We start from the raw sequence: 17,984 nt of genomic DNA, 5'->3' as shown, positions 1-17,984 counted from the left end.
GGCAACATTCACGGTCCGCCGCCATCGGCTTGGCTGAAGTATCATGTGCTGAATTCTTTGGTATCGCGTGGCGATGCCGCACCCAGGAGCCGACATGTCTTTGACCCTTTACTACCACCCGCTGGCCTCGTTCTGCCACAAGGTGCTGATCGCGCTGTATGAAAACGGCACCCAATTCGACAAACGCATCATCAACCTGGGCGAGGAGGCCGACCGCGCGGAATTGCAGGCGATGTGGCCGCCGTGCAAGTTCCCGGTGATCCGCGACCACGAGCGCAAGCGCGACGTGCCGGAGACCTCGGTCATCATCGAGTACCTGGACCGTCATTTCCCCGGCGCGCAGCCGTTGATCCCGGCGGACTGGGACGCGGCGCTCGACGTGCGCCTGTGGGACCGCTTTTTCGACAACTATGTGCAGGAGCCGATGCAAGCCATCGTCAACGGCCACCTGACCGGCCTGCAGTGCGACCAGACCAAGGAGCGCACCAAGCTCAAGACGGCCTACAAGATGATCGAAAAACGCATGGCGAGCAGGGTGTGGATGTGCGGCGACGCCTTCAGCATGGCCGACTGCGCGGCCGCGCCGGCGCTGTTCTATGCCAGCACGATCCTGCCGTTCCCGGAGGAGTACGCGCAGCTGCAGGCGTACTTCGAACGGCTGGTGATGCGGCCGTCGGTCAAGCAGGTGCTGGAGGAGTCGAAACCGTATTTCTCGCTGTATCCGTTCGTGCAGGATATCCCGGAGCGGTTTTTGTAGGCGGGGCGCGCTGCCAACCAGCACGACGGAAACAGGGGTCGTACCCGGTGGGGTACGACCCCGCGACGGAACGTCGTGCGGGGTGGTACTGGGCTGTTAGCTTTTGTTGCCCTTGTTTTCATCGCTTTGCATCGAGGCCGGCTGCTGCATCGCGCGGTTCTGCGCCGCGACGTGGGCGAATTGGCTGGCCTGGTCGAGGATTTCCTTGCCGGCGGCCTTCTGCATGCGCAGTTGCTGGTCGGTCTGGGCGGCGGCCTTTTGGGTCACCACGTCGGCCAGTTCGCTGGCGGTGCGCGCCGTCTGTGGCACGTGCTGTTGCGCCACCTGGTTGATCGTCGTTTGGAAGTCGCTGGTGATCTTCACCAGCTGCTGTTGATAGTTCTGCAGTTTCTGCGAGACCGCTTCGACCGACGGCGTCGCGTCGGCGCGCTCGTTTGGCGCCGTCAGCAATGCGGTTTGCAGCATTTGCGTGGAATCCTGCATCCAGCTGCGGCTGAACTGCAGGTTCACTTCTGCCAGTTCGCGCATCGTCTGCACCATGGCAAGCGACACATCGTTAAAATAAGCGATACGGGCTTCGATGTGATTCTTGGCTGCTGGCGATATGGTTTCCACAAACGAATTCATGTTGAGCTCCTCATTCAAATAGCGGCCAAAATGTGAGTCCACACAGGCGCTTTGGCCGGACGCCGGAAGCAGTATTTTCTCAGGTGTGCGGGAAAAATGACACACCAGAGCCTGGCGGAACTATTCGTTTAGTCCGGTCAATAAATGCTGTCGGACACTCAATCGCCGCGACCCGCGCCGGCAGTGGCGCGCGGGATCAAATACATGGTTTTTTGGCGGCCGTCGAGATAGCGGATGCCGTCGCCGTCGAAGTACGCGTCCTCTTCCAACATGATATTCACTGGCGCCGGCCAGCCGGGCAAAACCGACGCCGCGCTCAGTTCGATCGAGTACGCGGTGCGCGGGCGCAGCGCCTCGTCGCCGCTGCCGGGCACGCCGTCCTGCATGTCCCACATGCCGATGGCCGGGCCGGCCGCGTGGCCGTGATAGCCCAGCGGATGGCTGTAGATGGTCGGCGTGATGCCGGCCGCGCGCGCCTGGGCCAGCGCCCCGGCCAGCATCTGGTTGCCGGTGCGGCCCTGGCGGAACTGCGCCAGCAGGATGTCCTGCAGGCGGTTGGCCTGGGCGAACGCCCGCGCCAGCGCCGCCGGCGCCGCGTCCTCGCCCGGCTTGAGCACGTACGCGTGCTGCTGGACGTCGGTGTTCAGGCGCAGATAGGTGATGCCGATATCGACGTGCAGCAGGTCGCCCGGCACGATCAGGTTCGGGTTGGCCGGGCCCTTGCCGGCGCGCTGGATTTCCACCGACGGGTGGAACCAGGTGTCGTAACCGAGCTCGCGGATCTTCTGGCGGAACCACCACACCACGTCGTCGGTGGTGGTGACGCCGGGTGTGATGACGCGTTCGGAAAAACCCTCGTCGATGATCTTGTGGGTGGCGTTGACCAGCTGCGGATAGATCTGCATTTCGCGCTCGCTGCGGGTTTCGAGCCAGCGGATCGCCAGCGGCTCGGCCGAGACGACCCGGCGCTGCAAGTCCGCCGGCAGCGCCGCCAGCAACTCGGTGTAGTCGGTGTGGTCGATGCCGTCGGCGTGGCCGAAATGGCGCGAGGTGTTGAGCGCGATGCGCTGCGGATCGCGCGTCTTGATGATATCGACCAGCGCCGCCCACTGGTCCGGGAATCTTTTCATGTCCCAGGCGGCGGCGATGCTCTTGCCGACCGCGTAGCGCGCCACGGCCAGCTTCTCCACGGTTTTCGTCGCCGGATCGCGGTAAAACACGAGTATCGTGCGGCGGCGGGCGTTGAGCCACTCGGCCGGCAGCATGGTTTTCAGCACCGGGTCCTCGTTGTACTCGCGCGAGAGCACCACCCACATGTCGATGCCGGTCTGCTCCATCATCGCCGGCAGCAGGTTGTCCAACCGGTCGGCCAGCAGTTCGTTGACGACGGTGGCCTGGTCGCGCAGCGGCAGTACGCCGGCATGGCAGGCAGGGGAGAGCAGCAGGGCGAGGGCGATGAGATATTTTTTCATGCTGGGATGTTGACGGCAGATTACAATGAAGTCAACAATTCGGATGCAAGCCAACTAACCTGGAGGAACACAGAGTGCAGCCACCGACGATATTTTATTTGCATGGCGGGCCGGGTCTGGGCACGGCGTTCGAGCGCCAGCGCTATCCCGACGCCGACCAGGTGCACTGGTGGCAGCAGCCGTCGGCCGTCTCGTGCGCCACGCGGCCGTATCAGGACCTGCTGGCGGCGACGGTGGCCGAGTTCCGGCTCAGCGTCGACATGCTCGGCGGACCGATGACGATCATGGCCAGCTCCTTCGGCGCCCATCTGGCGCTGCACCTGGCGCGGCAGATGCCGGAGTCGATCGCCCGCATCGTGCTGCTGGCGCCGACGTTCGATCCCGAGGAAGCCGCGCTGCGGCTGGCGCGCCATGGCCTGGCGTTGCACGCGGCCGACGCCAACGCCGGCAAGCTGGTGGCGGCGCTGGCGGATTACGAGGCCGCGCCGGGGCGCGCGCGCTTCTGGGACGTGATGGGCGCCTTGTGGCTGCTGCCGAACGTGACGTCGCTGTATTTCGGCCCGAACTCGGGCGACGAGCCGCAGGTGTTCGCGTATCTGCTGCGGCAACCGGGCGTGTTCGACGGGCCGTCGTCGGTGGCGACGTCGGATGATTTTGCCGCCAATGCGCAGGTGCCGGCGCGCAGTCCGTATCAGGGGCCGGTGTCGGTGATTTTCGGCGAGTTCGATCCGATGATCGATCCGGCGCGCGATGGCGACATTTGGCGCGAGGTGTTCCCGCAGGCCGTCATCCGCACGCTGCCGACCGGGCATTTCCCGTTGCTGGAGTTGTCGCTCGAGGCGTGCCTGGAGCCGTAAATGACGCGCCTCTGGCGGCTCATAGATGGCGGATTACGGCGTTCCGCCTAATCCGCCCTACGTGTTTCCATGTTCAAACGGGCGAGCACGAACGTATGCGCCGCGGGGAGCCACGTAGGGCGGATTAGCGTAGCGTAATCCGCCATGCTCCGTCGGCGGCCCTCGAAGAGCGATCGAATCAGCGCGCCGGTGGTTTCTCCGTGGCCGGCGCGATATTCTCGTCGATATCGCTCGATGCCGAGCGCACGCGCCGATACGTCACGCCGCCGCTGTTTTCCGGTAGCGGCACGCCGGTGTAAAGCACCGCAAGTTCGGCGATGGCGGCGGTGTTGTCGCCGCCGAAGCCACTCAGCGCCGTGAAGCGCAGCCAGCGCGCGCTGACATTCCCGCCAAATTCAATCCGCTGCTGATCGTACGTGGACACCAGCGCGCCGCGTTTGAGTTCGCGCCAGTTGTCGCCGTCGTCGCTGGTTTCGATCAGGTACTCGCGCACGTCGCCTTCATGGTCGCGGTGATTCTGGCGCGGCATCAGCAACAGCCCGGAGAACGATGCCGGCGCCGGGAAGCCCAGCGTCAGCGCTTGCGGCGTGCGCGCCTGCGCTTGCGTACCGGCCGTCCAGAAGGTGTTCGGATCGCCGTCGATGGCGTAGGCGGGGTTGTTGCCGCCGTCGGCCTTTGCGCCCAGCTTCTTCATCACCTGCGTATCGAACAAGGCCTTGCGGAATTCGGCGACGCTGATCGACGTCTGCGGATTGAAGCTGTCGCTGGCCATGTAGTCGAGCACCGATTTGCGCAGCTGGCGCGCGACCACACGCTTATCCAGATCGGTTTCCAGGTCCGGACTGGCGACCATCAGCCTGCCGTCGCCGACCCTCGCCTCCAGCAGCAGGCCCAGTTTGAAGTTGCGGTTCCAGTCGTCGACCGGCTGCACGATGGGTTGCAGCGCCGGCGGCAGCCGGTCCAGATTGACCGTGCGCGTACCTTTGATCAGCTCCGACCATTGCCAATCGTTGAAACGGTCGGTGGGGAACTGTGTCAGCGCCGGATGCTTGTTGTCGATCCAGACGCCCAGCGTGCGGCTCCACGCGGGATTCATCAGGCGGTTCCAGAACACCGGCACGCTGTCGAGCGGCGGGCCGCTCCAGTCCAGGTCCGACGCCAGCGGCAGGAACAGCACTTTGCCGCCGCGCGCCAGGCGCCTCCCGGCGGCCTGCCAGCTGTGCGTGACCAGCACGTCGGCCGGTTCCGGCGCGCTGATTTTCGCGGGGTAGAGCCAGATGCTCCAGTCGTTCTCCGCCAGCGTATCGGTGGCGGCGCCGACGCCGACCTGCAGGTGATAAGCCTGCGGCGCCGCCAGCTCCGCCAACGGCAACCGGATCTGCCCGAGCGGGATGTTCTTGCCGATGCCGATGGTGCGGCGAGCGAAGTCCCCGCCGGCGGCGACGCGGCCGGTGGCGTCGATCAGCTTCCACCACGGTTGGGCATCGGTCAGCGGCGCGGCGCCGAAGTGGGCGATCTCCACCTCCGCCGTCAGCGTTTCGTCGGTGGTCCAGGTGCGCTTGAGCAGGCGCGCCAGCGGCACGGTGCGGCCGTTAAAGCGGCGGAACTCCTCGGCGGTGGCGTAGCCTTTCGGCTCCCAGAACGTGTCCAGGATGCCCACCAGCGCCGTGCCCTGGCCCAGATAGTCGTGCAGGTCGAGCAGCTGATAGCCCATCAAGCCGGGCGTGCGCAGGTTGGCCTCTATCTCCTCCTTGTAGGCCTGCACCTGGAATTTGCCCGAGGCCCAGGCGAAGTCCTTGTCGCGCGCCGCCATGCCGTGGCGGGCCAGCGAGTCGCGGAAGATCTCGTAGTTCCCGGGCCGCAGGTAGCCGCGGAATTTGTCGATGACGTCGTAGTCGGGATAGGCCGCCCACTGGCCCGTCTCGTGCGACACCACCGGCACGTTGACGCCGGCCAGCGAGGCGCCGTAGTCGCGGCCGAACCAGCCTTTTTCGCCGCGCAGCGGCTTGGGGCCGATGCGCTGCATCGACAGGAAGTCGGTGCCGTCGGCCAGGCCGGGGACTTCCTTCTCGGTGTGGCCGGTGCCGTTGGAGTACAGCCGGCGCGGATCGGCCTTGCGGTAGTGGGCGATCCAGGCGTCGAAGGCTTCCTTCCAGCGGCCTTTGGGCTCGTTGGCGGGACTGAACAGGATGAAGGACGGATGATTGCCGTAGGCCTTGATCATGCGTTCGGTTTCCTGGTACAGCATCTTGTCCATCGGCGTGCCGGGCGAGATCTCGTTCCACATGCCCGGTTCCGGCTGCAGGTACACGCCCAATTCATCGGCCGCCTGGAACGCCGCTTCCGGCGGGCAGAAGGAGTGGAAGCGTATGTGGTTGATGCCCCAGTCCTTGTTGATCTGGATGATCTTGCGCCAGTAGGCGATGTCGGTCGGCGGATAGCCGGTCAGCGGGAAGTCGCCGCCGTGGTGGGTGCCGCGCAAGAACAGCGGACGCCCGTTTAGCAGGAACTGGTTGCCCTTGGCCGCGATCTGCGCGAAGCCGAAGCTGACGTCGCGCGCGTCGGCGGCGCCCGCGCCATTGAGCTGGAGGCGGATGGTTTGCAGCGCCGGAGTGAATTCATCCCACGTCGGCGTGTTCGCCGGGAAGCGCACCTTGATGTCGACGCTGCCGCCCTGGGCGCTCCACTCCACTTTGTATGCCACGCCGTTGGCCATCAGCGTGCCGCCGCCGGCGCGGCCGCCGGCGTTGCCGATGCTGATTTTGACGCGCGCCGTTTTCGTCTTCACGTCGGGGTAGACCTGCGCGTCGTCCAACCACACCGGCGAGCTGGCGCGCAACTCGATTTTGCCGACGATGCCGTTCCAGCTCATGCCGAGGGAGTCGGAGACGCTGTGGGCGTCGGGCCGGTAGGGCATCAGCATGCGGTTGTCGACGCGCACGGAGACGCGGTGCCGGCCCGGCGCCAGCAGGCCCAGGTCGTATTCGTGTTCGGCCACCAGACTCAGATTGGAGCCGACCTTGCGCCCGTCGATCCACAAGGTCGAGCCCCAGCGCGGACGCTCCAGGAACAAGGCCACGCGCTTGCCGCGCCAGGCGGCCGGCACGTCGATGTCGCGCTGGTACCAGGCCGCGCCGAGATAGTGTTTGGGCGGCTGCGAGAGGAAGGGCACTTTGACGTTGCCGGCGGCGGTATGGGTCTTGTAGTCTTCGCGCTGGTCCCAGTTCTTATCGTAGAGCGACAGCACCCATGGCGTCTTGGCGGTGATGTCGTCGCCGTAGCCTTGCGCCTGGAGGATGCCGGGGAGGGCGATGCCGTCCTTCAGATCGCGGGTGAACCACGCCTGGTCCACGCCCTCGTCGTCGCGGTCCATGGCGAAGCGCCACTCGCCGGCGAGGTCGCGCGTCTCGCGCGTCGGCGCCGCGCGCGGCACGGCGTGCGCGCAGGCCGCGAGGCAAAGGAGGACGATGGCGAGGATGCGTGTCATGGAGTGCCTTGCAAAACGAGGGTAGCGCGATTATCAACCAATCCGAACGCGCCTTTCACTCAAAGACGTGCGCGTTTGGAGTCGTTTGGGCCTATTCAGTTACAATCTGCTGCGCCAATCCAGCCACTATACCAACTCATGCAACTACGCCGTCTTACCCTTGCCGCTTTAGCCACTTTTGCCGCAACCGCCATCATCGGCTGCAAAACCGCGCCGACCGTTGAAACCCCGGTCCAGCCGATCGCCGTGCCGGAACCGCTGCCGCCGCGAAAAATCAAGATCGGCCTGGCGCTGGGCGGCGGCGCCGCGCGCGGCTTCGCCCACATCGGCGTGATCAAGGCGCTCGAAGCGCAGGGCATCTATCCGGACCTGGTGGTCGGCACCAGCGCCGGCAGCGTGGTCGGCGCCTTGTACGCGGCCGGGAACACCGGCTTCCAGCTGCAAAAAATCGCCTTCGACATGGACGAAGCGGCGATCTCCGACTGGGCCATGCCGCTGTTCGGCAAGAGCACCGGCGTGTTGAAAGGGGAGGCGCTGCAGGCCTACGTCAACAAGGCGGTCAACAACCAGCCGATGGAAAAGCTCAAGGTGCCGTTCGGCGCGGTGGCGACGGATTTGAAGACCGGCCAGCCGATTCTTTTCCAGCGCGGGAACACCGGCATGGCGGTGCGGGCGTCGTCGGCGGTGCCGGGCGTGTTCCAGCCGGTGACGATCAGCGGGCGCTCGTACGTCGACGGCGGGCTGGTGGCGCCGGTGCCGGTGCGCTTCGCGCGTGACATGGGGGCCGACTTCGTCATCGCCGTCAACATCTCCACGCAGGCCGACGTGCAGGCCACGGTCAGCTCGGTGGACGTGATCATGCAAACCTTCAGCATCATGGGCCAGCGCATCAACCAGTATGAATTGAAGGACGCGGACATCGTCATCGCGCCGAGCCTGGGCAAAATGGCCGGCAACGACTTCGCCGGGCGCAACCAGGCGATCCTGGCGGGCGAGCAGGCCGCCGCGCTGGTGATGGCGCAGATCAAACAGAAACTCGAAGCGCGGCGCAAGCCGTAGGCTTTACAATTAGCGCTCCAATAATAAGGAAGAACCATGCAAACCAAACCATATCTGTCGCTTGCCGACGTCAAGAAAATCGCCGCCGCCGCCGAAGCCGAGGCTGTCGCCAACAAATGGGCGGTCGTGATCGCCATCGTCGATGACGGCGGCCACCTGCTGTGGCTGCAGCGCCAGGACGGCGCCGCGCCGTTGTCGTCGCACATCGCCCCGGCCAAGGCGCGCGTGTCGGCGCTGGGCCGGCGCGAATCGAAGATTTATGAAGACATGATCAACAACGGCCGCGTCTCGTTCCTGAGCGCGCCTGCGCCGCAGACCGATGGCATGCTCGAAGGCGGCGTGCCGATCATCGTTGACGGCCACATCATCGGCGCCGTCGGCGTCTCGGGCGTCAAATCGGCGGAAGACGCGCAGATCGCCAAAGCCGGCATCGCCGCGCTCGCTTAAGCTCCAGGGTCAGGTCCACCATTTCTACACGGGCTCGACACTAGGGGGGCGCCATCGGCGGCGCTTACATGGCGGATTACGCTGCGCTAATCCGCCCTACGCGAATACTCGACGGATCAGGCCGTGTAGCATTGGTGGACCTGACCCCGGAGTGGACTTTTTTGCCCCGATTTCGCTTCTCCTGCATTGCCAAGTAGGTGGGATTTGGTTATAATTCAAAGGTTTAGCCAATCTCACCTCTACCGTAGCCGACTACCACTCACTCCATATTCAATCTGACCTTCCACCCCGGCCTGCGACGGCCTTGGGTACACGACGGTCGTCTGACGTGGCGCAGCTACGGTAACTTTATCAGGAGTTACCCTTGCCGCCATTTTTTTCTGGCCCCGCCGTTCCAGCCATACTGGCCCTCGCTGACGGAACCATTTTCAAAGGTTTTTCTATCGGCGCCGCCGGCCATACCACCGGGGAAGTCGTTTTCAATACGTCCATGACCGGCTATCAGGAAATCCTGACCGATCCCAGCTATTGCCGTCAAATGGTCACCCTGACCTATCCACACATCGGCAACACCGGCGTCAATCCGGAAGACGTCGAGTCCTCGAAAGTCCACGCCGCAGGCCTGATCATCCGTGACCTGCCGTTGATCGCGTCGAACTTCCGCTCCACCCAGTCGCTGTCCGATTACCTGAAGGCCGAGAACGTCGTCGCCATCGCCGGTATCGATACCCGCAAACTGACCCGCATCCTGCGCGAAAAAGGCGCACAGTCCGGTGCCATCCTGGTCGGCACCCAGGGCAACGAGCCGTCCACCGCGCAAGCGCTGGAACTGGCCCGCTCCTTCCCAGGCCTGGCCGGCATGGACCTGGCCAAGGTTGTCTCGACCAAGACCGCCTACGAATTTACCGAAGCGGAATGGAAGCTCGGCGAAGGCTACGGCAAACTGCAGGAGCCTAAATTCCACGTGGTGGCCTACGACTACGGCGTCAAGCGCAACATCCTGCGCATGCTGGTCGAACGCGGCTGCAAGGTAACGGTGCTGCCGGCGCAAGCCACCGCCGCCGACGCGCTGGCCCTGAATCCGGACGGCGTGTTCCTGTCGAACGGTCCCGGCGACCCGGAGCCATGCGACTACGCGATCAAGGCCACCAGGGAGTTGATCGACAAGGGCATCCCCGTCTTCGGCATCTGCCTGGGCCACCAGATCATGGCATTGGCTTCCGGCGCGAAGACGCTGAAGATGAAGTTCGGCCACCACGGCGCCAACCACCCGGTGCAGGACCTCGACAGCAAGAAGGTGATGATCACCTCGCAGAACCACGGTTTCGCCGTGGACGCCGCGACGCTGCCAGCCAACACCCGCGTAACCCATAGCTCGTTGTTCGACGGCTCGCTGCAGGGCTTCGCCCGCACCGACAAGCCGGCGTTCTGCTTCCAGGGCCACCCTGAAGCCTCGCCCGGCCCGACTGACGTCGCTTACCTGTTTGACCGCTTCATCAGCATGATGGAAGCAACGGAGAAAAAATAAGATGCCTAAACGTACAGACATTAAAAGTATTTTGATTATTGGCGCTGGTCCGATCATTATCGGCCAGGCTTGCGAGTTCGATTATTCCGGCGCCCAGGCCTGCAAGGCCCTGCGCGAAGAGGGCTACAAAGTCATCCTGGTCAACAGCAATCCGGCGACCATCATGACCGACCCCGAAATGGCCGATGTCACCTACATCGAGCCGATCACGTGGCAAGTCGTCGAGAAGATCATCGCCAAGGAAAAGCCGGACGCGATCCTGCCGACCATGGGCGGCCAGACGGCGCTGAACTGCGCGCTGGACCTGCATCGCCACGGCATTCTCGACAAGTACAAGGTCGAATTGATCGGCGCCACGCCGGAAGCCATCGACAAGGCCGAGGACCGCTCCAAGTTCAAGGACGCGATGACCAAGATCGGCCTGGGCTCCGCACGCTCGGGCGTCGCGCACTCGCTGGAAGAGTCGTGGGCCGTGCAGCGCGAAGTGGGCTTCCCGACCATCATCCGTCCGTCGTTCACGATGGGCGGCAGCGGCGGCGGCATCGCCTACAACGAGGAAGAATTCGAAGCGATCTGCAAACGCGGCCTGGAAGCGTCGCCGACCAACGAGCTGCTGATCGAGGAATCGCTGCTGGGCTGGAAAGAGTACGAGATGGAAGTGGTGCGCGACAAGGCGGACAACTGCATCATCATCTGCTCGATCGAGAACCTGGACCCGATGGGCGTGCACACCGGCGATTCGATCACCGTGGCGCCGGCGCAGACGCTGACCGACAAGGAATACCAGATCATGCGCAACGCCTCGCTGGCGGTGCTGCGCGAGATCGGCGTCGACACCGGCGGCTCGAACGTGCAGTTCTCGATCAACCCGGCCGACGGCCGCATGATCGTCATCGAGATGAATCCGCGCGTGTCGCGTTCGTCGGCGCTGGCCTCCAAGGCCACCGGCTTCCCGATCGCCAAGGTCGCGGCCAAGCTGGCCGTCGGCTTCACGCTCGATGAGCTGCGCAACGAGATCACCGGCGGCGCCACCCCCGCCTCGTTCGAGCCGTCGATCGATTACGTCGTGACCAAGATCCCGCGCTTCACGTTCGAGAAATTCCCGACCGCCGACCACCACCTGACCACGCAGATGAAATCCGTCGGCGAAGTGATGGCGATCGGCCGCACCTTCCAGGAATCGTTCCAGAAGGCGCTGCGCGGCCTGGAAGTGGGCGTCGATGGCCTGAACGAGAAAACCAAGGACCGCGAGAAGATCGAAGAGGAACTGGGCGAGCCGGGTCCCGAACGTATCTGGTACGTGGGCGACGCCTTCGCCCAGGGCTTCACCTTGGACGAGGTGCACGCGCTGACCAAGATCGACCCGTGGTTCCTGATCCAGATCAAGGAGATCGTCGACCTGGAACTGTGGATGGACACGCAGAAGCTGGAGCAGCTCGACAAGAACGTGTTGTACAAGTTGAAGCAAAAAGGCTTCTCGGACCGCCGCCTGGCCTTCCTGCTGCAGACCGACGCCAAGTCGGTGCGCGCCAAGCGTCATGAGCTGAACATCCGTCCGGTGTACAAGCGGGTCGACACCTGCGCGGCCGAGTTCTCGACCAACACCGCGTACATGTACTCGACCTACGATGAAGAGTGCGAGTCCAATCCGACCGACAAGAAGAAGATCATGGTGCTGGGCGGTGGCCCGAACCGCATCGGCCAGGGCATCGAATTCGACTACTGCTGCGTGCACGCGGCGCTGGCGATGCGCGACGACGGCTACGAGACCATCATGGTCAACTGCAATCCGGAGACCGTGTCGACCGACTACGATACCTCCGACCGCCTGTACTTCGAGTCGCTGACGCTGGAGGACGTGCTGGAAATCGTCGAGCTGGAAAAGCCGGTCGGCGTGATCGTGCAGTACGGCGGCCAGACCCCGCTGAAACTGGCGCTGGACCTGGAAGCGAACGGCGTGCCGATCGTCGGCACCTCGCCGGACATGATCGACGCCGCCGAAGACCGCGAGCGTTTCCAGCAGATGCTGCACAAGCTCAATCTGCGCCAGCCGCCGAACCGCACCGCGCGCACCGAGGCCGACGCCCTGGCGCTGGCGCAGGAAATCGGCTACCCGCTGGTGGTGCGTCCTTCGTACGTGCTGGGCGGACGGGCGATGGAAATCGTCCACGAGCAGCGCGACCTGGAACGCTACATGCGCGAAGCGGTCAAGGTGTCGCACGATTCGCCGGTGCTGCTGGACCGCTTCCTCAACGACGCCATCGAGTGCGACGTCGATTGCATCTCCGACGGCGAGACCACCTTCATCGGCGGCGTGATGGAACACATCGAGCAAGCCGGCGTGCACTCGGGCGACTCGGCCTGCTCGCTGCCGCCTTACTCGCTGGCCCAGGACACCATCGATGAACTGAAGCGCCAGACCGCGCTGATGGCCAAGGGCCTGAACGTGGTCGGCCTGATGAACGTGCAGTTCGCGATCCAGAAGCAGGATGTGGACGGCGAAATGAAGGACGTGGTCTACGTGCTGGAAGTGAACCCGCGCGCCTCGCGCACGGTGCCGTTCGTGTCGAAGGCGACCGGCCTGCAGCTGGCCAAGATCGCGGCGCGCTGCATGGTCGGCCAGACCCTGGCGCAGCAGGGCATCACGACCGAGGTCGTGCCGCCTTACTTCAGCGTCAAGGAAGCCGTGTTCCCGTTCGTCAAATTCCCCGGCGTCGACACCATCCTCGGACCGGAGATGAAGTCGACCGGCGAAGTGATGGGCGTGGGCAAGACCTTCGGCGAGGCCTTCGTCAAGTCGCAGATGGGCGCCGGCGTCAAGCTGCCGAAGTCGGGCAAGGTGTTCCTGTCGGTCAAATCGTCCGACAAGCCGCGCGCCGTCAAGGTCGCGCGCGACCTGGTCGAAATCGGCTTCTCGCTGGTGGCCACCAAGGGCACCGCCGCCGTGATCTCGGCCGCTGGCATTCCGGTGACCGCCGTCAACAAGGTGGTCGAGGGCCGTCCGCACATCGTCGACATGATCAAGAACCACGAGATCGTCCTGGTGATCAACACGGTCGAGGAAAAGCGCAGCGCCATCACCGACTCGCGCGCGATCCGCACCTCGTCGCTGGCCTCGCGCGTGACGACGTACACCACCATCGCCGGCGCCGAGGCGGCGGTCGAGGGCATCCGTCATTTGGACGAACTGCAAGTGTACGATTTACAAGGGCTGCATAAAACCTTACACTAAGGCTTAGCAGTACTTTTGAACCACAGAGCTCGCGCTGCAGTTGGCGTGGCCTCTGTGGTTTTCCATTGTAAAACCAGAGTAAATAAACAACATGACTTCAGTTCCACTTACCAAGTACGGCGCCGAGCTCTTGAAAGAAGAGCTGCACCAGTTGAAGACCAAAGAACGCCGTATCGTGATCGACGCGATTGCTGAAGCGCGTTCGCATGGCGACCTGTCTGAAAACGCCGAGTACGATGCCGCCAAGGAGCGCCAGGCCTTCGTCGAAGGCCGCATCGCGGAATTGGAAGGTAAGCTGAGCGCCGCGCAAATCATCGATCCGACCACCTTGGACGCCGAGGGCCGCGTCGTGTTCGCCTCGACGGTCGACCTGGAAGACCTGGAATCGGGCGCCAAGGTGACCTACCAGATCGTCGGCCTCGACGAGGCCGATCTGAAATTGAGCAAAGTGTCGGTGACCTCGCCGATCGCCCGCGCGCTGATCGGCAAGTCCGCCGGCGACGTGGTGGAAGTGCAGGCGCCGTCCGGCCCGCGCGAATACGAAATTCTGGAAGTGCGTTACATCTGATGTTGCTTGCACGATTCCGTTTGCTGGTCGCGACGTTGTGGGCGGGCAGTCTGTGGGCGATCGGCTACCTGGCCGCCCCGACCTTGTTCGCCACCCTGGCCGACCGCGCGCTGGCCGGCACCATCGCCGCCAGCTTGTTCAGCAACCTGGCCTGGCTGTCGATCGGCTGCGCCCTGGTCATGCTGGTGCTGATCTGGGTCAGCAAGGGCACGGAGACGGCCGGCATCTTCGCCGGCTCGGCGCGCAACTCCGAGGTACGCTCGCGCAAGACCTTGCTGGCCGTGGTGCTGGTGATGCTGGGATGTACCTTGGTGTCGCACTTCGGCCTGCAGCCGATGATGGCCGCGTTGCGGGCGGCGGCGGGGCCGGGCGGGGTGATGGATGCGGCCGCCAAGAACGAATTCGGCATCCTGCACGGCATCTCCAGCGGTCTGTTTTTGGTGCAGAGCCTGCTGGCCGCGTGGCTGGTGGTGAAGCAGTAAAACTAACCCTAAGACGATGGGGTCGGACCCCCTGGGGTCCGACCCCGCGCCAACCGGGTGCGGGTTCCAGCGGGTGCCGCCGGCACCGCGATTACTTCGAGCCCAACGCGCTCTTCTTCGAGGATTTCTGCAGCGGCTTGGCGCGCTTGATGTTGCCGCCTTGCGTGACGCGTTCATTCCCTTTCAACAGCACCTTGGTCACGGACGGACGCTTGGTGCCGCTCGGGCTGGGCTTGACGATGGTCACTTCGCGCAGGCCCTTGCCGGACGTCGAACGTTCCTTCGTGGTTTCCACTTTCGGGCGGTACAGCACCAGCAGCTTGCCGATGTGCTGCACCGGCGCCGCGTCCAGTTGCTCGCAGATGGTGTCGTACATGGCGGCGCGCGCCTCGCGGTCGTCGCCGAACACGCGGACCTTGATCAGGCCGTGCGAATCGAGGCCCAGGGCGATTTCCTTGAGGACGTTGGCGGTCAATCCCGCTTCGCCGATCAGGACGATGGGCTTGAGCGCGTGAGCTTCGGCGCGCAGGGCGCTGCGCTCAACGGGTGTAAGTTTTAGCATAATAAATTTTTAGTGGTTCCCTTAAAGGCAGTATTCTACGCGAATGAAGAAGAAGAAATTAAACAAAAACTGGTTGCACGACCACATTAACGACCCTTACGTGAAATTGGCGCAAAAAGAGGGCTACCGCGCCCGCGCCGCGTTCAAGCTCAAGGAGATCGACGAGGACGAGCACCTGATCAAGCCCGACCAGGTCATCGTCGACCTCGGCTGCACACCCGGCAGCTGGGGCCAATACGTGCGCCGCAAGCTGGCCGGCAAGGACGGCGGCGGCATCAACGGCACCCTGATCGGCCTCGACATGTTGCCGATGGAGCCGATCGCCGACTTCCATTTCATCCAGGGCGATTTCCGCGAGCCGGACGTGCTGCAGCAGCTGGAGGACGTGGTGCAGGGCCGCAAAGTTGACGTTGTGTTATCGGATATGGCGCCCAACCTGTCCGGCATCGCCAGCGCCGACGCCGCGCGCATGGAACACCTGATCGATCTGGCAATAGAATTTTCACAAGCCCATTTGAAACCAAACGGCTCGCTGCTGGTCAAATGTTTTAAGGACATGGGTTTTAACGATATCGTCTTGAAATTCCGTCAAGAGTTTAAAACGGTCGTGCAGAAAAAACCGAAAGCCAGCCGCGACAAATCGTCGGAGATTTTCCTGCTCGGCCGTGGCCTGAAAAACCCCACCGACGGCATGGCGTCGGCGCAACCGTTAGATTCCGAGCAATTCCGCCCTTGATCGCCCTTGTTTTTTGCCGCGCGGGCCGCACATCCAACAAGGAAAGCGCACTTTTGTCTTGATCCGCACTGTATTTTGATCAAATAATGTGCCTTTCCGCCGGGTTTAGACCCCTGCGCACGGGTGGGCTTCTGGCACCGCCTGCTTATTACGAGTAAAATCGGGTTTCTAGCCCTAGGTTAAAAGATGCGCCCCGCATCCAAGGAGTTTTCGTGAATAACATGTTTTCCAAATCAGCCATCTGGGTAGTCGTCGTACTGCTCCTGCTCATGCTGTACAAGCAGTTCGATAGCCATGGCGTAGCAGGCGGCGCCAAACCCATCGCTTACTCCGATTTGCTGGATGACGTGAAAGCCAAGCGCATCAAGGACGTCGTGATCGAAGGCGGCAACATCACCGCCACCCGCACCGACGACACCAAGGTCCGCACCACCGCCACGATCCTCGATCGCGGCCTGGTCGGCGACCTGCGCGACAACGGCATCCGTTTCGACGTCAAGCCGCCCGAGGAGCCATCGTTCCTGCAGCAGGTGTTCGTGTCGTGGTTCCCGATGTTGCTGCTGATCGGCGTGTGGATCTTCTTCATGCGGCAGATGCAGGGCGGCGGCAAGGGCGGCGCGTTCTCCTTCGGCAAGTCGAAGGCGCGCATGATGGATGAAACCAACAACACCGTCACCTTCGCCGACGTCGCCGGCTGCGACGAAGCGAAGGAAGAAGTCAACGAGATCGTCGACTTCCTCAAGGATCCGAGCAAGTTCCAGAAACTGGGCGGCCGCATTCCACGCGGCGTGCTGATGGTCGGTCCGCCGGGCACCGGTAAAACGCTGCTGGCGCGCGCCATCGCCGGCGAAGCCAAGGTGCCGTTCTTCTCGATCTCCGGTTCGGACTTCGTCGAAATGTTCGTCGGCGTCGGCGCCAGCCGCGTGCGCGACATGTTCGAGAACGCCAAAAAGCATTCGCCTTGCATCATCTTCATCGACGAGATCGACGCGGTCGGCCGTCACCGTGGCGCCGGCATGGGCGGCGGCAACGACGAGCGCGAACAGACCTTGAACCAGCTGCTGGTGGAGATGGACGGCTTCGAGGCGTCGTCGGGCGTGATCGTGGTCGCCGCCACCAACCGCGCCGACGTGCTCGACAAGGCGCTGCTGCGTCCGGGCCGTTTCGACCGTCAAGTCTCGGTCGGCCTGCCGGACATCCGCGGCCGCGAACAGATCCTGAACGTGCACATGCGCAAAGTGCCGATCGGCACCGACGTCAAGGCCGACATCCTGGCCCGCGGCACGCCCGGCTTCTCGGGCGCCGACCTGGCCAACCTGGTCAACGAGGCCGCCCTGTTCGCCGCGCGCCGCAGCAAGCGCCTGGTCGACATGATCGACTTCGAGGATGCCAAGGACAAGATCTTCATGGGGCCGGAGCGCAAGTCGATGGTCATCCGCGAGGAAGAGCGCCGCAATACCGCGTACCACGAGTCCGGCCACGCGGTCGTCGCCAAGCTGTTGCCGAAGGCCGATCCGGTCCACAAGGTGACGATCATGCCGCGCGGCTGGGCATTGGGCCTGACCTGGCAGTTGCCGGAGCACGACAATATCTCGGGCTACAAGGACAAGATGCTCGAGGAAATCTCGATCCTGTTCGGCGGCCGCATCGCCGAGGAGATCTTCGTCGGCCAGATGTCGACCGGCGCCTCGAACGACTTCTCGCGCGCCACCAAGCTGGCCCGCTCGATGGTGACCCGCTTCGGCATGTCCGACAGCATGGGCGTGATGGTCTACGAGGACAGCCAGAACGACGGCTTCTTCGGCGGCGCGTCGAAGACGATTTCCGAGGCGACCCAGCAAATGGTCGACGCCGAGATCCGCAACATCCTGGACCAGCAGTACAAGCTGGCCCGCTCGCTGCTCGAGGCGAACCGCGAAAAGGTCGAGGTCATGACCAAGGCGCTGCTGGAATGGGAAACCATCGACGCGGACCAGATCAACGACATCATGGCCGGCCTGGAGCCGCGCGCGCCGAAAGCCGGCGTGACGATCCGCAAGCAGCCGCCGAGCGACGGTGGCACCGGCGTGACGCCGAGCGTGACCGCACCAGCCTGATTCGTGGGCCGCGCGGTCCGCTAGCAAACACTAGGGTGAGGAGCGATCCTCGCCCTTTTTCATTCCCACTTCCG

Annotated in this window: 14 protein-coding genes; 10 read left to right on the top strand and 4 right to left on the bottom strand. The window is 63.7% G+C overall.

Features of this window, described 5'->3' with window-relative positions; genetic code table 11:
- Nucleotides 1-94: 94 nt before the first annotated feature.
- A complete protein-coding gene (locus JOD97_RS14675; RefSeq protein WP_209718949.1) occupies nt 95-757 on the top strand; it encodes a glutathione S-transferase family protein in 663 nt (220 codons plus the stop codon).
- Nucleotides 758-853: 96 nt separating this feature from the next.
- On the opposite strand, the gene JOD97_RS14670 is transcribed toward JOD97_RS14675, so the two are convergent.
- Nucleotides 854-1,384 carry a phasin family protein gene (locus tag JOD97_RS14670; RefSeq protein WP_209718946.1) on the bottom strand — a complete coding sequence of 177 codons (531 nt, stop codon included), beginning with the start codon at nt 1,382-1,384 and terminating at the stop codon, nt 854-856.
- A gap of 158 nt (nt 1,385-1,542) precedes the next feature.
- Complete coding sequence (locus tag JOD97_RS14665; RefSeq protein WP_209718944.1) at nt 1,543-2,856, bottom strand: M24 family metallopeptidase; 1,314 nt, start codon at nt 2,854-2,856, stop codon at nt 1,543-1,545.
- 74 nt (nt 2,857-2,930) lie between these two features.
- On the opposite strand from JOD97_RS14665, the gene JOD97_RS14660 reads away from it, so the two are divergent.
- Entirely contained in the window at nt 2,931-3,713 is a 783-nt protein-coding gene (locus JOD97_RS14660; RefSeq protein WP_373999861.1) for an alpha/beta fold hydrolase, read from the top strand.
- Nucleotides 3,714-3,891: 178 nt separating this feature from the next.
- Here JOD97_RS14660 and JOD97_RS14655 read toward each other — a convergent pair whose 3' ends face one another.
- Nucleotides 3,892-7,200: a discoidin domain-containing protein gene (locus JOD97_RS14655; protein WP_209718942.1), complete on the bottom strand. Its 3,309-nt coding sequence runs from the start codon at nt 7,198-7,200 to the stop codon at nt 3,892-3,894.
- A gap of 138 nt (nt 7,201-7,338) precedes the next feature.
- Between JOD97_RS14655 and JOD97_RS14650 the strand changes: the two genes are divergently transcribed.
- From JOD97_RS14650 to JOD97_RS14625, 6 genes are all read left to right on the top strand, one after another.
- Nucleotides 7,339-8,259 carry a patatin-like phospholipase family protein gene (locus JOD97_RS14650; protein WP_209718939.1) on the top strand — a complete coding sequence of 307 codons (921 nt, stop codon included), beginning with the start codon at nt 7,339-7,341 and terminating at the stop codon, nt 8,257-8,259.
- Nucleotides 8,260-8,295: 36 nt separating this feature from the next.
- Nucleotides 8,296-8,706: a heme-binding protein gene (locus JOD97_RS14645; protein WP_209718936.1), complete on the top strand. Its 411-nt coding sequence runs from the start codon at nt 8,296-8,298 to the stop codon at nt 8,704-8,706.
- A 364-nt stretch (nt 8,707-9,070) separates the two neighbouring features.
- On the top strand, nt 9,071-10,234 hold the full coding sequence (gene carA / locus JOD97_RS14640) for a glutamine-hydrolyzing carbamoyl-phosphate synthase small subunit (RefSeq protein WP_209718933.1): 1,164 nt from the start codon (nt 9,071-9,073) through the stop codon (nt 10,232-10,234).
- Between the two features lies 1 nt (nt 10,235).
- Entirely contained in the window at nt 10,236-13,466 is a 3,231-nt protein-coding gene (gene carB, locus JOD97_RS14635; protein WP_209718930.1) for a carbamoyl-phosphate synthase large subunit, read from the top strand.
- A 91-nt stretch (nt 13,467-13,557) separates the two neighbouring features.
- The gene (gene greA / locus JOD97_RS14630) at nt 13,558-14,034 is read left to right on the top strand and encodes a transcription elongation factor GreA (RefSeq protein WP_090320927.1); all 477 of its coding nucleotides are present in this window, start codon (nt 13,558-13,560) and stop codon (nt 14,032-14,034) included.
- The gene (locus JOD97_RS14625; RefSeq protein WP_209718926.1) at nt 14,034-14,516 is read left to right on the top strand and encodes a DUF4149 domain-containing protein; all 483 of its coding nucleotides are present in this window, start codon (nt 14,034-14,036) and stop codon (nt 14,514-14,516) included. The genes greA and JOD97_RS14625 overlap by 1 nt, the downstream gene beginning before the upstream one ends.
- A 91-nt stretch (nt 14,517-14,607) precedes the next feature.
- Here the strand turns inward: JOD97_RS14625 and JOD97_RS14620 are convergent, their stop codons facing one another.
- Entirely contained in the window at nt 14,608-15,078 is a 471-nt protein-coding gene (locus JOD97_RS14620; protein ID WP_209718923.1) for a YhbY family RNA-binding protein, read from the bottom strand.
- A gap of 43 nt (nt 15,079-15,121) precedes the next feature.
- On the opposite strand from JOD97_RS14620, the gene JOD97_RS14615 reads away from it, so the two are divergent.
- Both JOD97_RS14615 and ftsH read left to right on the top strand, forming a co-directional pair.
- Nucleotides 15,122-15,814 carry an RlmE family RNA methyltransferase gene (locus JOD97_RS14615; protein ID WP_209718920.1) on the top strand — a complete coding sequence of 231 codons (693 nt, stop codon included), beginning with the start codon at nt 15,122-15,124 and terminating at the stop codon, nt 15,812-15,814.
- Nucleotides 15,815-16,026: 212 nt separating this feature from the next.
- On the top strand, nt 16,027-17,910 hold the full coding sequence (ftsH, locus tag JOD97_RS14610) for an ATP-dependent zinc metalloprotease FtsH (protein WP_209718916.1): 1,884 nt from the start codon (nt 16,027-16,029) through the stop codon (nt 17,908-17,910).
- Nucleotides 17,911-17,984 lie beyond the last annotated feature (74 nt).

It is taken from the genome of Duganella sp. 1411 (assembly GCF_017833525.1).
Lineage (GTDB): Bacteria > Pseudomonadota > Gammaproteobacteria > Burkholderiales > Burkholderiaceae_D > Rugamonas.
This window is presented reverse-complemented; position numbering and strand designations above follow the sequence as displayed.